The following is a 15,725-nucleotide window of genomic DNA, read 5'->3' as shown; positions in this document are numbered from 1 at the left end:
TGATACAAATACGGCGTAATCGATTTGAGTATTTACTGATTAGTGGAAACTGGTTTGGGAACGATCAAAAACCCTTTGTTACCAGAGGATTTTCTGCTATCGTGTCCGGCGGTCGGGGTGATCATTATCAGAACGTATTATGCCTTCGATAGAACAGCTTGAACACCAACTCAGTTTGGAACAAAAAGCCCGTCAACAGGCGGAGGCTGTTCTGGCAGAAAGGGAACAGCAGCTTCGGGATGCCAACGAGCAACTTCAGATACTAGGTGAGACGCGAGCGGTTTACGGTAACGTCAGGGAGATTCCTAAAAGCGAAAACCTCTACCGCCACGTCATCGAGTCGGTGCAGGATATCATCTTTACCACGACACTCGACGGGTTTTTTACGTTTGTCAATCCCGTGGTTGAATCGTGTCTGGGTTATTCAGAAGCCGAAATCATTGGGTTGAATTTCATTCATCTGATCATGCCGGAGTGGCGCGCAAGGGTGGCGGATTTCTACCAGAATATGTTGCAAACGGGCGAATCCGGTATGTATACCGAATTTCCGGTCCTGACGAAAGATGGGCGGAAACTGTGGATTGGCCAGACCGTACGGGTGATTGAAGAAGGCGGACAAAAGCTGGAATTAGTCGCCGTGGCCCGCGATATTACCGCCCGGATTGTCAACGAAGATAGATTTCGGAGCACACAGGCCCGGTTAACCTCGCTCATCAAGAACCTGCAAACCGGCGTTCTGGTCGAGGACGAAAACCGGAAAGTGATTCTGGTTAATCAGTTATACTGCGATTTGTTCGGTATTCAACTGACGCCTGATGAGCTGATCGGAACGGATTACAGCCAGTGGGCTAACCCGTCTGACGAACTGTTTACCGGGCCAGCCCTGTTTACCCGGCAAACGGATGAGGCTGTCCATCAAAAGAAAACCATTATTAACGAGGTTTTTGAGCTGGTAGACGGTCGGATTTTAAAACGGAACTACATTCCGATCTTTCTGGAGGGAGAATACCGGGGGCATCTCTGGCAGTATACGGATATTACCGAGAAGTACCGGGCCAATGAGCAGATCCGCAAAAGCGAAGAAAAATACCGGGGCATCATGGACCGGATGGAACTGGGGCTGCTGGAGGTGGACAATAACCAGGTCATCCGGCGGGCCTACGACCGGTTTTGCCATATGGTGGGCTATACCGAGGAAGAACTGATTGGGCAGCGGGCCGACAATCTGCTAATACCCAATGAGTTTGTAACCTTTCAGGCACGGCAGGAGAAGCTGCGGAGTGAAGGGGGAGCCAATTCCTACGAGATGCAGCTTAAACGCAAAGACGGTTCCCGCATCTGGGCCATCATCAGTGGCGCTCCGATTCTGGACGAAGCGGGAAATGTAGTGGGGTCGATGGGAATTCACTACGACATCACGGAACGGAAGCAACTGGAGCAGGAACTGGCTCAGGCTAAACTGATTGCCGAAGATGCCCGCCATACCGAAAAGCAGTTTCTGGCCAATATGAGCCACGAAATCCGGACGCCCCTCAACGCCATTCTGGGCTTTTCGAACCTGCTGGTATCGACGGGGCTGAGTGTTGAGCAAAAAGAGTACGTTGACTACGTGCGGACGGCCGGTAAAAACCTGCTGACCATTGTTAACGACATTCTTGATATTTCAAAGATTGAAGCGGGGATGCTGCCGCTTGAGAGCATTCCGTTCAGTATCTGTTCGCTGGCGGACTCGATCCGGACCATGCTCGATGCCTCGGCCCGCGACAAGGGGTTGTCTCTCCGCATCAAAACCGACCCGGATTTGCCTCCGGTTGTGCTGGGCGATCCAACCCGGCTGACGCAAATCCTGCTGAACCTGCTCAGCAATGCGATCAAGTTTACCAAACACGGCGGGGTAACGGTATCGATTGAAAAAACGGACGTACAAGGCGAGTCGGCCCGGATTCGGTTCGCGGTGGAGGATACAGGAATTGGGATGGAAAAAGACGTTCTGCCCCATATTTTTGAACGCTTCCGGCAGGCCAGCGATTTTACAACCCGCTATTACGGTGGGACCGGGCTGGGTCTGAACATTGTCAAATCGCTGACTGAAATGCAGGGCGGCTGGATTACGGTAGCGAGTGAAGCCGGAAAAGGCTCCTGCTTTACGCTCGAAATACCGTATAAAATAGCCCCGCACCAGTCCGTAGACGATGCCGTGTTGCTGGATGGAGAGGCAGGACCGACCGACCGGGAGGTGAACATTCTGGTCGTGGAAGATAATGTCATGAACCAGAAGCTGGCCTTACAGGTGCTGAAACGGCTGGGCTACACGGCGCAGGTGGCCGAGAATGGTCAGATCGCCCTTGAACTGCTTCAGAAAACCGACTTTGATCTGGTGTTGATGGACATTCAGATGCCCGTCATGGACGGCTATACCACGACCCGTCATGTGAGAGCGACATTGAAAAAACAGGTGCCGATTATTGCCATGACGGCTCATGCCCTGGCCAATGAACGCGAGCAATGCCTTCAGTCGGGGATGAATGATTTTATTCCAAAGCCATTCCAGATTGAGGAATTGCAGCGGATTATCAGAAAATATTTACCAGGTATATCAACAATGACACCCAATCAAAAACCAAACTACACCCCACCGGCTCCCAGTTTTTCGGTGGACCCGCTGCTCGATGCGGTGGGAAATGATATGGACTTTGCTGTAGAAATGATGACGTTATTTCTGCATCAAACACCGAATGAAATTCAACAGTTGAAACAATTCATGGCTGAGGACGACCTGATGGCGATTAAACGACTGATTCATACGCAGAAAGCCATTATTCAGACGTTTGGGCTGACCGAAGCCGCGCGGCTCATCACGACGACGGAAACGCTGATTGCCGATAAAAAAGGCATGGCTGAAATTGCTCCCCTGATGGATCAGTACATTCAGGTGCTCGAATCCGAAATGCCGGTGATTCGGTCGGTCATGGAGGCTTATTTAAACGGTAAAATTCCCGACTGACCGACGGCCTGACCGCTTGAGCCAGCAACGTTCGGGACGCCGTGTTTACCTGGCTAATCAGGCCACTGGCTGGAATTATTTTGGGGCCCGGACGGCTGGCGGGTTTTCCTGCCACCCATCCATCCATACAATTTCGGGTCTGATTAGCCGTTTATAAAACGGCTGAAACCTCAGTATGCCAACCGGCGCTGCGTGAAGCCCACTGACTTTTTATCTATTTCCACAGGATCGGCATGATCAGGCTTCGGCAGATTACCAAACGTAAAACGGCTTTTATCTCTTTCTTTCTCACCCGCCTGAGTGTACTGTTGCTTATGTATACGGCCGGTAGCTGCAAATCCGGTAATGAAGTGGCACCTGATGATTCCCGCTCCGAATACATTGTCGGCTGGGGCGATAGCTTAACCGAGGGGAGCCCCAGCACGTCTACGTACCTGGACGAACTGGAGAAGTTAACGGGAACGACCTATAAATATATTAATAAAGGCATATCGGGCCAGACCAGCAGCCAGGTCACTGAGCGGATGCTGGCGGACAAGGAAAAACATTCATACAATACCATTATCTGGGTTGGTCGGAACAATCTGCTACATCCGGAGCAGATTAAAGCCGACATTGCCTCGATGGTAGCGGCTTTGGGCCACGACCGGTATCTGGTGCTGGGGATGATCAACGGCGATTTTGACGAGAATGAGCAGGTATTTACGCAACGGCATCAGTCGATCATGAAGCTGAACGGGGATTTGTATAAAACCTATGGAGATCATTACGTCAACATCCACGCGTATCTGCTTTCTCAGTACGACCCGGCCCAAATGCAGGATATTGTCGATCATACTTACGACATTGTGCCGAGTTCCCTGCGGGTAGACGAGCTGCACCTCAACCAGAAGGGCAATCAGAAAGTAGCGGAGCGCATTCTACAAAGCATATCGGTTTTAACCCATCAGTAACTCTTCGCAACCCCGGCCGATTTACCGGCCATTACCTAAGAAATAGCCTGTCTGATATCACGTCAACGGCTTTTCGCATTTCCACTCAGTAAGTTACGATCATATAATTATTTATTATACCGGCTTATAGGCATCTTTGTTTATTAATTAGTTAATTATTAGCTGATTATAAAAGGAGCGCCGGGTGTATGGCTTGTTATAGCCGTTTTTCTGCTGTTTTTACCCACCCCAATTTGCCGCCTTCGTATACGCTGGAAAAGGAAGCGGAACGGGGTAGCCACCGGTTTTCCCGTTGAGGGGAACGGTTTTTAAAGAGTGCCTGCCACCCGCGGCATGCATACAATCGGATTTATTTACATAGTATCTATTAACACCAGAGCCACTATGAAAAACATCTTCTCTCGATGCAACGTCCTTGTTTTACTGGTAATGGTCGGGTTTTTCGGGCCGTTAGCCAGCCACACACAGGCGCAGGGAATACCCCCATCCATCAGCCTGCCCGCCGGACGGTTTCAGGTCGATCATAGCCTGGGTCTGATTGTCTGCAACTCCATACCAACGGTTTCAGCCTCACAACCGGCTTCAACCCTTGTTCTCGACAAAACCTACACACTGTCGCCGAGCCTTGGTTCTATTAGGGTCGGAACCGAATACCACGCGACCGACATTGGTGGAAAAACGTATAAACTTTACTTTACCAAACTTCCCCTTGTTCACATCCGGACAAACAGCAATGCGGTGATCAGCGAGTCCGACGATCGGACACCCGGGTCGGTGGTCGTGACCGAGACGGACGGAGAGCCGTTCAGCGCCAGCATGGGTATTCGGGTCCGGGGCAACCTCTCACGGACGTATCCCAAGCGATCGTACAACATGCAGCTCTGGAAAGACGCCACCGGCAGCAAAGAACTGGAGACGGCTTTGCTGGGGATGCGCAACGACAGCAAATGGCTGTTGCAGGCGCTGTATAGCGAGCCGTTGCGTCTGAATAGCGCCGTTTCGTGGTCACTCTGGCAGCGGATTCATACCTTATACTATTCCAAACCGGGTTTTCCGGACGGGGAACCGGGAGCCCTGTCGGCCGTCCGGTCGCGGTATTGCGATGTTTTTCTGAACGGTTCGTATATCGGTATCTACGGTTTGGGTGAAGACATGGACCGGAAGCAGTTGAAGCTGAAGAAAACCGGGGATCAGGGAGAGCTAAACGGGGAGTTGTACAAAGCGTCGGGCTGGTCGGATGCTACAACGTTTTCGGATAAGAATTTTCCTTTTTACGACCCGAATTCCGTGGTCTGGGCGGAGTACGAAATGGATTATCCGAAAGAGCCTTACTGGAATAATCTTTACGACTTTGTGAATTTCGTCGTCACCGAGGAACCGTCGAAACTGAAAGCGGGCTTTCCCAGCCGGTTGAACCTCGATAACATGATCGATTATTTTCTCTTTCTGAACGTTACCGGAGCAAAAGATAACATCGGTAATAACCAGTTCATCGCTCGCTACAAGCAGGGAGAGCCTTATCTATTTATTCCCTGGGATCTGGACGGCACATTCGGGTATTGGAACGGGGCTTATATTCACGAAATCGATCCTGATATGGGCGTCCTGATCAATGGTCTGTTCGACCGCCTGCTTTCAACCAATCCGCATGATTACAAAGGCCGGATGCGCCAGCGGTGGTTCAGCCTGCGGCAGAATGAATTCTCGGCGGTTAGTCTGAAGAAAAATTTCACCGACAGCTTTAACCTGCTGAACAACAACGGGGCCTACGCCCGCGAAAACCTGAAATGGGCCTCTTCGTTGCGGATGCACGATATGGACTATATTCATGACTGGATCGACCGGCGGCTTCTGTTGCTGGATAAATACTTCTCGGAATTTCCACTGCCGAAGTGCACGACACCGGCGACTCCGACCGTAACGGCAACTCCGGCGTCACTCACCGCCGGCCAGTCTACCGTGCTGAAAGCCACCGGCTGCGCCTATACCGTTATCTGGAATACCGGGCAAACCGGATCGCAGATTTCGGTTACCCCACCAATTACCACCGGCTATTTCGCCAAGTGCCAGCAGGCAGCCGGTTGTGAGAGTCCGTTTTCGGCTCCCGTCGAAGTAAAGGTTTCGCCCGCTGCTCCGCCAGCCAATCAACCGCCCCGGGCACCGGTCCTGAGTCCATTGCAGACGACGGTGCATACGGCTTTTGCGGCCACCCTGCCAGCCTTTACCGATACCGACCCGTTAACCTATTCCCTCAAAGGATTACCGGAAGGGCTAAACTTTACGGTCGCAAGCCGCCAGATTGCCGGAACGCCGACCGTCAGCGGCACCTATAGTTTGACCTATACCGCCACCGATAGTAAAAGCGCCAGCACATCGGCATTCGTGCCGTTAACAGTCCATCCGGCCCCGCCGGGCTCCGTTACGGGTAACTTCGAGGGGTATCTCGACATCGTAGGGTGTAGCAGTATACAGGGCTGGGTCTGGGATCGCAGCAAACCCAATACGCCCCTGATGGTGGAGTTTTTTGCCAATGGGAAATCCATTGGAACCGTTGAGGCCAATCTTTACCGGCAGGATTTGAAAGATACCGGGAAAGGAAGCGGTATGCATGGCTATCGTTTTACAACCCCGGCCAGCATCAAAACCGGAGCAACGTTCCAGATCAGTGCCGAGGTGCAGAACAGTACGTATGTGTTAAACTGGGCCCCCAAAGCGTTAATGTGTCCGGTAGCGAGTGTGGAGTCGGGGGAAGGGCTGTCGGTCTGGCCGAATCCCTCAAATGGAAACTTTGAAGTGCAGTATCGGCTGAATGACGGCCCGCCGGGCGAGTTGTCGGTGCTGGATGATACGGGTCGGCGTTGGTACCGGAAGGTGGTTGGTGGTGTGGGTGATCAGCGGCAGTCCGTAAGTCTGCCCGGGGCATCGGGCATGTATCTGATTCAGTTACGGCAGGGTAAAACCGTGCAGACCAGAAAAATCCTTATCGGAAAATAAGTTCGCGTTTCCTTCCTGAACGGGTACAAATCGGGTTGTTGGGCAAAAGCCGTCGCTTTATCTGATGACCCGTTTTTGCGGCCAGGGGTGCCGAAGCATAGATGATTGGCTGGTAATTAAGTAATTATTACTGCCAGACATGAAGGTGGCTCCGGAAATGAGAAAAATACAGTAGTCAGGATGGAGTCTGGGGGTTAGTTATAGGTTAATATGTTATAAGTTAGCTACTTGCATTTGATTCATCACGTGTTGAACTAGGTAAGATTTAAAGGGTTATACTCGTGTTGTTAATTATCGGATTGGGATGGTTGTATTGGGAAATATTATTGTCGCCGTTTAGTAAAAGATGGTATTTTATTCTTGATGTATTTAATAAAAAGATATAAAATTGTGCAAGAGTTTAAATCAAAGAGCTGGCCCATAAGTATATGATATACAAAATGGTAATAAAAATATATGTGAGTAATATTACTAGGTGATAATAGATGTGATATAAAATGACATTTTAAGTAAAAAGATATGGGTTAGTTCTTTTCGAAATGGGTTGGAGGCTTTGCCCCAACCCATTTTACTGGTAGCATACCGAAGCGGGAAGTTGGATAAAAAAGATTTTTCAGCGCCTTTTACTTTTTAAAGACCAGCGCTTTAACCGGCTGTATACGGGTGGCCACCAACGTTGGAAGCCAGAGAGCCAGCGCAATCAGCACAATGGTAGCGACATTGACCAGGGCAATTATCGTGAAGTTCCAGGCAATCGGAACCGTATCCATGTAGTAGTTTTTGGGGTCGAGCGGAATCAGTTTGAAATAATACTGGAGGGCGCACAACCCGATGCCAAGCAGGTTGCCGATAAACAGGCCCTTGAGGACCATGTTCAGGCCGACGTACAGAAAAACCCGCCGAATCAGCGTATTGGAACTTCCGAAGGCTTTCAGTAACCCAATCATGGGCGTCCGTTCCAGCATCAGAACCAGCAGGATGGCAACCATGTTGAAACCGGCCACGAAAAGAATCAGGCCCAGAAAAATGCCGGTATTCTGGTCGAGGAGGGTCATCCAGTCGAACAACGGTTTGTAAATGTCCGTCACGCGCATGGGCCGCATATCGGGCGAGGCAGCTTCCCGAACCTGTCGGTATATGTTGTCCAGATCGTTGAAGTCGTTGACGAAGACTTCGTAACTCCCCACCGAGTCGGCCCCCCAGTTGTTCAGTTGCTGAATCAGCCGTAAGTCCCCGATGACCATCACATTATCGCCTTCTTCGAGTCCTGTATCGTAAATGCCCGTTACCTGAAGTTTGCGGGGGCGTAGCTGGTTGCCAATAAAGTACATGATTACGTCTTTGCCCACGTCGAGCTGAAGCCGTTCCGAAATCCGTTTGCTGATCAGCACCTGACAGGAATAATTCGGGTTGCACTGGGCGCTGTCTTTGTAAAACCGGGGCAGGGTTCCGGCTACCAGTGAACTGCGGAACAGCTCCCAGTCGTATTCGCGTCCGACACCCTTCAGAATCGCACCCGACAGTTCGTCGGCGGTTTTCAGCATCCCGGCTTTGGTTGCCACGCCCTGAATGTGCCGAACGCCCGGAATCGTACCGGCCTGCTGGTAAAGGGGCGTTTTCAGGGCCAGCGGGGTTTCTTCGTACGAATTATTGAGTGAAAATTTCGAGACGGTAATGTGCGACCCAAACACGAAGATTTTCTGCTGAATTGCGTATTTATAACCGAACAATACCGCAAAAGCGACAATGACGCTGGCCAGACCGATGGCGATGCTGGCGACACCCACCTTGGTAACGGTGGCGGAGAAACTCTCGGTCGGCGTATGGCGAATTCGCCGGGCAATGAAAAACGGAACGTTCAAGTGTAAAGAAGTTAACAGTCGGGTGACCGTGTCGGCGAACCGGTTCGGATGGATAACGGAAAAATTGCCAACCGGTTAACGGTTTTCTATAAAATACCACATAAAAGTAACAGATTTGCAGGATAAACGCTTAGCTGATATGACTTCATCCGGAAAATTGCTCTTATTGTTCTGCTTCGTTGCGGTATTCGGACAGCCCATCGGTTGTTCCGGACAAACCAATAAAAAAACGGCTGCGGCCCAATCGACGGACGGGATTCTGACCGGTGCCGAACAAACCAATCTGTATGTGCCCACATTGCTTGGCAAACGGGTCGGGATGATTGTCAACCACACGTCGGTTATTGGCAAGACGCACCTGGTAGACAGTCTGCTGGCGCTTGGGGTTACGATTAAAACCATCTTTGCGCCCGAACACGGTTTTCGCGGACAGGCCACCGACGGTGAAAAAATCAGCGACGGCCGCGACCCCCGGACCGGCGTACCCATCATCTCGCTGTACGGTGCCAACCGTCGGCCCACACAGGCGCAGCTTGACTCGCTGGATGTGGTTATTTTTGATATTCAGGACGTAGGTACCCGGTTTTACACCTACATCAGTACCATGCACTACGCCATGGAAGCCTGCGCCGAATACAAAAAGCCGTTGCTTGTACTGGACCGCCCGAATCCAAACGGCCGCTACGTCGATGGCCCCATTCTGGATAGGCAGTACCAGTCGTTTGTCGGAATGCACCCCATTCCCATTCTGCACGGTCTGACGGTGGGCGAACTGGCGCGTATGATTAATGGCGAAAAGTGGCTCAAACCGTTGAAAGGTACCGCCGAACTGCTGTGTCCGCTGACGGTGGTTCCCGTAAAAAACTACACGCACCAGATGCCGTATACGCTGCCGGTGGCCCCCTCACCGAACCTGCCGAATCAGCAGGCCATCCTGCTGTATCCGACGCTTTGCCTGTTCGAAGGAACAATCGTCAGCGTAGGACGCGGCACCGACAAACAGTTTCAGGTGATTGGCGGACCGGGCAATCCGAAATTTGGCTCCTATCAGTTTACGCCGATGGATAAACCGGGTGCGATGAATCCACCGCAGGAGGGCAAACTCTGTTACGGCATGGATTTGTCCGGAATTGACGCTACGAATCAGGGGTTAACGCTCAAATACCTGATTGATTTTTATAACAAGGCGGTCGATAAAGACAAGTTCTTTCTGGCTACCAATTACATCGACAAGCTGTACGGCAGCGACCAGTTGCGGCTGCAATTGAAAGTCGGAATGACGGAAGAGGCTATCCGCAAAACCTGGGAACCCGGTTTGGGTGAGTACAAAACCAAACGGAAAAAATACCTGATTTACCCGGACTGACCTTCGTTCTGACGCCAATTCGTTCGGCTCCGGTATCTGATATTGGAGCCGAAATATAGATTGCCGGAAGGGTTTCAACGGTTTAAGTTGCCCGGTTCCTAAAAACACCCTAATTTTGTGTTTTGGATACGTACCATGACAACCGAACAAATTCTGATCCTCGATTTCGGTTCGCAATACACCCAACTTATCGCCCGCCGGGTGCGCGAACTCAATGTTTACTGCGAAATTCATCCTTATAACCATATTCCGCCCATCAGCCACGACGTTAAGGGCGTCATTTTGTCCGGCAGCCCGTGTTCAGTCCGGGATGATGACGCACCAATGGTTCATCTGGCGGCTTTTCGGCACAAAATGCCCCTTCTGGGCGTTTGCTACGGTGCCCAATTGATGGCCCACACCAGTGGGGGGGAGGTGCAGCCGTCGGCTATCCGCGAATATGGCCGGGCCAAACTAGGCACGCTTAATACGCAAAATACCTTGTTAAAAGGGCTGGAAGCCAACACGCAGGTCTGGATGTCGCACGCGGATACCATCACGTCGGTACCCGATAATTTCCAGATTATCGCTTCTACGGAAAGCGTACAGGTGGCGGCTTTTCAGGTTGAAAATGAACCTACATACGGCATTCAGTTTCACCCGGAAGTGACGCACTCCACGCAGGGCAAAATGCTGCTCAAAAACTTTGTAGTCGATATCTGCGGCTGTTCGCAGAACTGGACCGCCGAGTCGTTCGTGGAGACAACCATTGCCGATCTGAAAGAAAAAATCGGTAACGACAAAGTGGTCATGGCGCTTTCGGGCGGGGTAGACTCGTCGGTGGCAGCCACGCTCGTTCACCGGGCCATCGGCCAGAACCTGTACTGTATCTTCGTGGACAACGGGTTGCTGCGGAAAGATGAATTCGAAAGCGTGCTGGAGTCGTACCAGCATTTGGGCCTGAACATCAAGGGCGTCGATGCCAAAGATCAATTCTATAAAGCCCTCGAGGGACTGACCGATCCGGAAGCCAAACGCAAAGCCATCGGGCGGACGTTTATCGAGGTTTTCGATCAAGAAGCCCATCTAATTGAAGGAGTAGACTGGCTGGGGCAGGGTACTATTTACCCCGATGTCATCGAGTCGGTTTCGGTAAAAGGACCGTCGGCCACCATCAAATCGCACCACAACGTCGGCGGTTTGCCCGACTTCATGAAGCTGAAAGTTGTGGAGCCGCTCAATACCCTGTTCAAAGACGAAGTGCGGACCGTTGGCAAAACGCTGGGGCTGCCCGATGCCATTCTGAAACGCCACCCGTTCCCCGGACCGGGTTTAGCCATCCGGATTCTGGGCGACATTACCGCCGAAAAAGTACATATCCTTCAGGAAGTAGATGCCCTGTACATCAACGGGTTGAAGAAATACGGTCTGTATGATCAGGTCTGGCAGGCCGGTGCCATTCTGCTGCCGATTCAATCGGTCGGTGTGATGGGGGACGAGCGGACGTACGAACGCGTAGTAGCTCTGCGCGCCGTCACGAGCGTCGACGGTATGACGGCCGACTGGGCGCACCTGCCCTATGAATTCCTGGCCGATATTTCCAACGAAATCATCAACCGCGTCAAAGGCGTCAACCGCGTCGTCTACGATATTTCTTCAAAACCACCCGCAACCATCGAGTGGGAATAAAAGAGTGATGAGTTAAGAATGAAGAGTTATGAATTATGGCTGACGCACGTTAACCGCCGGGCGGCCAACTCATAACTCTTCACTCATAATTCATAATTCTTCAATCCTCACTGGTCAGGCCGTCTTCGTCGTCCTCGTCTTCGTAGAGCGTCGTTGCGTCCAGATCGGGCTCGGGGCCGGGCAGGTTGCCCGATGGACTCAGATCCGGTTCAAGTTCTTCGCCGGTATCGTCGTTATTACGAGCCAGGGTTGAGGCCACGCCCTGATTTTCGTCTTCGGCCGGATTGTAATTTTCCATATACGTTTGCGTTAAGTGCCGCTACCGCCCCGGGCTACTTTGCCGCCGAGCGCGTAGTTGTCGTCGTAATTATGATCGTGTTCGCCGGTCGGATCACCGTCTTTGTCCACCGGTTCGTCGTAGAGGTCGGTTTGTTCCTCTGCTTTGTCCAGTTCGTCCTCATCACCGTCTTCAATGGCCGCACCACTCTGATTGGTGAACAGGCCGGGGTCCATGCGCCACGCACGCGACCCAATCAATTCGGGGTCTTTCATCGCGTATTCAGTTTATGTATAGATAAATAACCACACCGTCAGCGAAAGGTTTTTTTCGTACCTTACTTGTCCTAACATCGTACTTCGTGAAAAACCTGCTCGTTTTTTTCCTGTTCGTTCTGCCCGTTACTACCTCGGCGCAAACCGGGCGCGACCCGTTGTTTACCTCCTTCGATGGTACAAAAATCCATTACGAAGTGGCCGGAAAAGGCAAACCCGTTGTGCTTGTTCACGGGTTCATGGGCAACAGCACCTCCTGGCAAAAAGCCGTTCTGCGGCAAACGCTGCTCGACGCGGGCTATCAAGTGGTGCAGCTCGATTTGCGGGGCAATGGCCTGTCCGACAAACCGCACACGCTGGCGGCTTACCAGAACGATGCCGAAGCCCGCGACATCATGGCGCTCATGAAGCACCTGAAACTGAAAAATTACGACGCTGTGGGGTATTCGCGCGGTTCGATCATCACGGCGCGGTTGCTGGTGCTGGACAAAAATCTGCATTCGGCGGTATTGGGAGGTATGGGGGCGGATTTTACCAATCCCGACTGGCCCCGTCGCCGTGCGTTTGCGGAATTGTTCAGCGGAAAAGCCCACCTGCACCCGGAATTTCAGGGCGCCCTGAATTCGGCGAAAAGCCGGGGGCTGGACACGCTGGCGCTTGGGTTCCAGCAACAAACCCAGCCCTCGACCAGCCCGGCGGAGCTAGGCAAGGTCAGAATACCGGTGTTGATTATCTGCGGAGATCAGGACGAAGACAATGGCCGGGCGGGCGATCTGGCGAAACTTATCCCGACGGCTACGCTGAAAACCGTGCCGGGCAACCATAATACTACGTCGGCTTCGGAAGGGTTTGCGCGGGAGGTACTGGCATTTCTGAAAACAGCAAACTAATACCTTCCCGTCTAAATTTATTGTTGCTTTTTAACCGTATTTCTTTGTATGCGATTGACGGTATTGATACTGATTGACCTGCTTTTTAGCCGTTCATTTTCCTGTTCGCAATCTACCGAAAATCTAAAACTACCGGGCCTGCGCCAACCCGTCGAAATTCTCCGCGACCGCTGGGGCGTAGCGCATATTTACGCGCAGAACGAACACGACCTGTTCTTTACGCAGGGTTACACTGCAGCCTCCGACCGGCTTTTTCAACTCGAAATCTGGCGTCGGCAGGCCACTGGAACCGTTGCCGAACTGCTTGGACCGCAGGAAATCAAGCGGGACCAGGGCACGCGGCTGTTTAAATTCCGGGGTAATCTGGAACAGGAGCTCAAACACTACCACCCACACGGACCGCAGATCGTCCGGGCGTTTGTCGACGGCATCAATGCGTATATCCGGCAGATCAATCAAACCCCCGAACGGCTTCCGGTTGAATTCAAAATCCTGAAAACCCAGCCCGGTTTATGGACGCCCGAAGTCGTGATCAGTCGGCATCAGGGGCTGCTGGAAAACGTGCGCGACGAACTGAATTATGGGCGTCTGGTGCATTTGCTGGGTGCGGAGAACGTTCGGGAACTGGCCTGGTTTCATCCGGCCACCAAAGCCGGTGACCCCGATTTAAGTCTGCACGTCAATGGGGCCGAGTTATTCCAGCCCATTCTGGAACTCTACGAAGCGTTCCGGCTGCCCATCCGGTTTACCGCCAAAGACCGGGGGCTGGGCGCAACGGAAGAGGAAGCATCCGTCTGGTTCGAGAACGAAAAACAATTTGTTGGCTCCAACAACTGGGTGGTCAGCGGCAAGCGGTCGGCGAGCGGTTTTCCCATGCTGGCTAATGACCCGCACCGGGCGCAGGCCATTCCATCGCTGCGGTATTGGGTTCACTTACAGGCTCCTGGCTGGAATGTGGTCGGGGCGGGAGAGCCAACATTACCGGGTGTTTCAATTGGTCACAACGAGTTTGGTGCCTGGGGGCTGACCATTTTTGAAACCGACAATGAGGATTTGTACGTCTACGAAGTTAATCCGTCCCATCCCGATCAATACAAATACCGGGGCAAGTGGGAGTCGCTGCGAATTATCTCCGACACGATACCGGTCAAAGGGCAAAAACCGGCGGTGGTCCAGTTGAAATACACGCGGCACGGGCCGGTGGTGTTTGAAGACGCCAAAAATCACAAGCTGTACGCCGTTCGGGCGGCCTGGCTTGAAACGGGTTGTGCGCCGTATCTGGCCAGTTTGCGCATGAATCAGTCGAAAAACTGGAATGAATTTCGGCAGGCCTGCGCCTTTAGCCGGATTCCGGGCGAAAACATGGTCTGGGCTGGTCGTCCAGCCGGTGGTCAAAACGGGTCGATTGGCTGGCAGGCGACGGGTATTTCGCCCATCCGCCCGAACTGGACGGGTCTGGTGCCGGTGCCGGGCGACGGACGGTTTGAATGGAACGGTTTTCTGCCCATTCTGCAATTGCCCCATAAGGCTAATCCGCCGGAAGGCTTTCTGGCTACGGCCAACAACAACCTGACCCCGGCCAACTATCCATACCGTAAGGCCATCGGCTGGGATTGGGCGTCGCCGTCGCGGGCCAACCGCATTGCGGAGGTCCTGAAAGCTAAGCCGAAGCATTCATTAACCGATTTCAAAACGTTGCAGGCCGACTACCTGTCCATTCCGGCCCGGCGGCTGGTGCCCCTGCTGAACGGTTTGCAGGCATCTGATGAACCCGTGGAGTGGGCCCGGCAGCAATTAGTGGCCTGGGATTTTAAACTGGAGCCGGGGTCCATCACGGCAGCGGTTTATGCCGCCTGGGAAGCCCAATTGCGGGAAACGGTTTATGAGCAGGTGGTGCCCGAAAACGCCCGAAAATACATGAGGTCAATTCCGACGGAAAGGCTGATTGAATGGTTGCAGCCCGGTTCGCCCGGTCCCTTGAAAAACGTTGATCGGAAGGAACTGATGCTGACCTGCCTGGAAGGGGCCGTGGCTGATCTGACCGAACGCCTGGGTTTCGACCGGACGCACTGGTGGTACGGCCAGTCGGCCAACAAACATATTCAACTGACGCATCCGCTCCGGAACCTCATGACACCCCAACAAGCCGCCCAGTACGGTATTGGTCCGGTGGCGAGGGGCGGCTACGGCGAAACCGTCAACAATACCGGCAACAGCCTGAATCAGGAGCACGGAGCCAGTTTCCGAATTCTGGTCGATACACAGGATTGGGATAAAACGCTGGGTATCAATAGCCCCGGCCAGTCGGGCGATCCGGCCAGCCCACATTACCGTGATCTGTTCCCGATCTGGGTCAGAAATGACTATTTTCCCGTTTACTTCACGAAAGAAAAAATAAAAACCGTCACGGAAAAGCGGACGGTTTTGGAGCCGTAA

The 15,725-nt window shown here is 52.6% G+C and carries 10 protein-coding genes; 7 read left to right on the top strand and 3 right to left on the bottom strand.

Translation table 11 applies throughout. The features are described from left to right. The first annotated feature begins 139 nt into the window (after positions 1–139). The 3 genes from LX87_RS26150 (at position 140) to LX87_RS26140 (ending at position 6,951) form a co-directional block, all read left to right on the top strand. Complete coding sequence (locus tag LX87_RS26150) at positions 140–3,004, top strand: PAS domain S-box protein (RefSeq protein WP_111631258.1); 2,865 nt, start codon at positions 140–142, stop codon at positions 3,002–3,004. A gap of 233 nt (positions 3,005–3,237) precedes the next feature. Continuing rightward, positions 3,238–3,957: an SGNH/GDSL hydrolase family protein gene (locus LX87_RS26145; protein WP_111631257.1), complete on the top strand. Its 720-nt coding sequence runs from the start codon at positions 3,238–3,240 to the stop codon at positions 3,955–3,957. Positions 3,958–4,341: 384 nt separating this feature from the next. Further along, a complete protein-coding gene (locus tag LX87_RS26140; RefSeq protein WP_170139463.1) occupies positions 4,342–6,951 on the top strand; it encodes a CotH kinase family protein in 2,610 nt (869 codons plus the stop codon). Positions 6,952–7,574: 623 nt separating this feature from the next. On the opposite strand, the gene LX87_RS26135 is transcribed toward LX87_RS26140, so the two are convergent. Next, positions 7,575–8,813, bottom strand: coding sequence for an ABC transporter permease (locus LX87_RS26135; protein ID WP_111631255.1), 1,239 nt, complete (start codon positions 8,811–8,813; stop codon positions 7,575–7,577). 139 nt (positions 8,814–8,952) lie between these two features. Between LX87_RS26135 and LX87_RS26130 the strand changes: the two genes are divergently transcribed. Next, on the top strand, positions 8,953–10,179 hold the full coding sequence (locus LX87_RS26130; protein WP_111631254.1) for an exo-beta-N-acetylmuramidase NamZ family protein: 1,227 nt from the start codon (positions 8,953–8,955) through the stop codon (positions 10,177–10,179). A 135-nt stretch (positions 10,180–10,314) separates the two neighbouring features. Next, positions 10,315–11,847, top strand: a complete 1,533-nt coding sequence (guaA, locus tag LX87_RS26125; protein ID WP_111631253.1) for a glutamine-hydrolyzing GMP synthase — start codon at positions 10,315–10,317, stop codon at positions 11,845–11,847. 100 nt (positions 11,848–11,947) lie between these two features. Here guaA and LX87_RS26120 read toward each other — a convergent pair whose 3' ends face one another. Further along, positions 11,948–12,145: a hypothetical protein gene (locus LX87_RS26120; protein ID WP_111631252.1), complete on the bottom strand. Its 198-nt coding sequence runs from the start codon at positions 12,143–12,145 to the stop codon at positions 11,948–11,950. 11 nt (positions 12,146–12,156) lie between these two features. Then, a complete protein-coding gene (locus LX87_RS26115) occupies positions 12,157–12,399 on the bottom strand; it encodes a hypothetical protein (protein WP_111631251.1) in 243 nt (80 codons plus the stop codon). Between the two features lie 86 nt (positions 12,400–12,485). Between LX87_RS26115 and LX87_RS26110 the strand changes: the two genes are divergently transcribed. Together LX87_RS26110 and LX87_RS26105 are read left to right on the top strand one after the other, a co-directional pair. Next, a complete protein-coding gene (locus LX87_RS26110) occupies positions 12,486–13,289 on the top strand; it encodes an alpha/beta fold hydrolase (protein ID WP_111631250.1) in 804 nt (267 codons plus the stop codon). A gap of 48 nt (positions 13,290–13,337) precedes the next feature. Then, on the top strand, positions 13,338–15,725 hold the full coding sequence (locus LX87_RS26105; protein WP_111631249.1) for a penicillin acylase family protein: 2,388 nt from the start codon (positions 13,338–13,340) through the stop codon (positions 15,723–15,725).

This window comes from Larkinella arboricola (assembly GCF_003259745.1).
GTDB classification, from domain to species: domain Bacteria; phylum Bacteroidota; class Bacteroidia; order Cytophagales; family Spirosomataceae; genus Larkinella; species Larkinella arboricola.
This window is presented reverse-complemented; position numbering and strand designations above follow the sequence as displayed.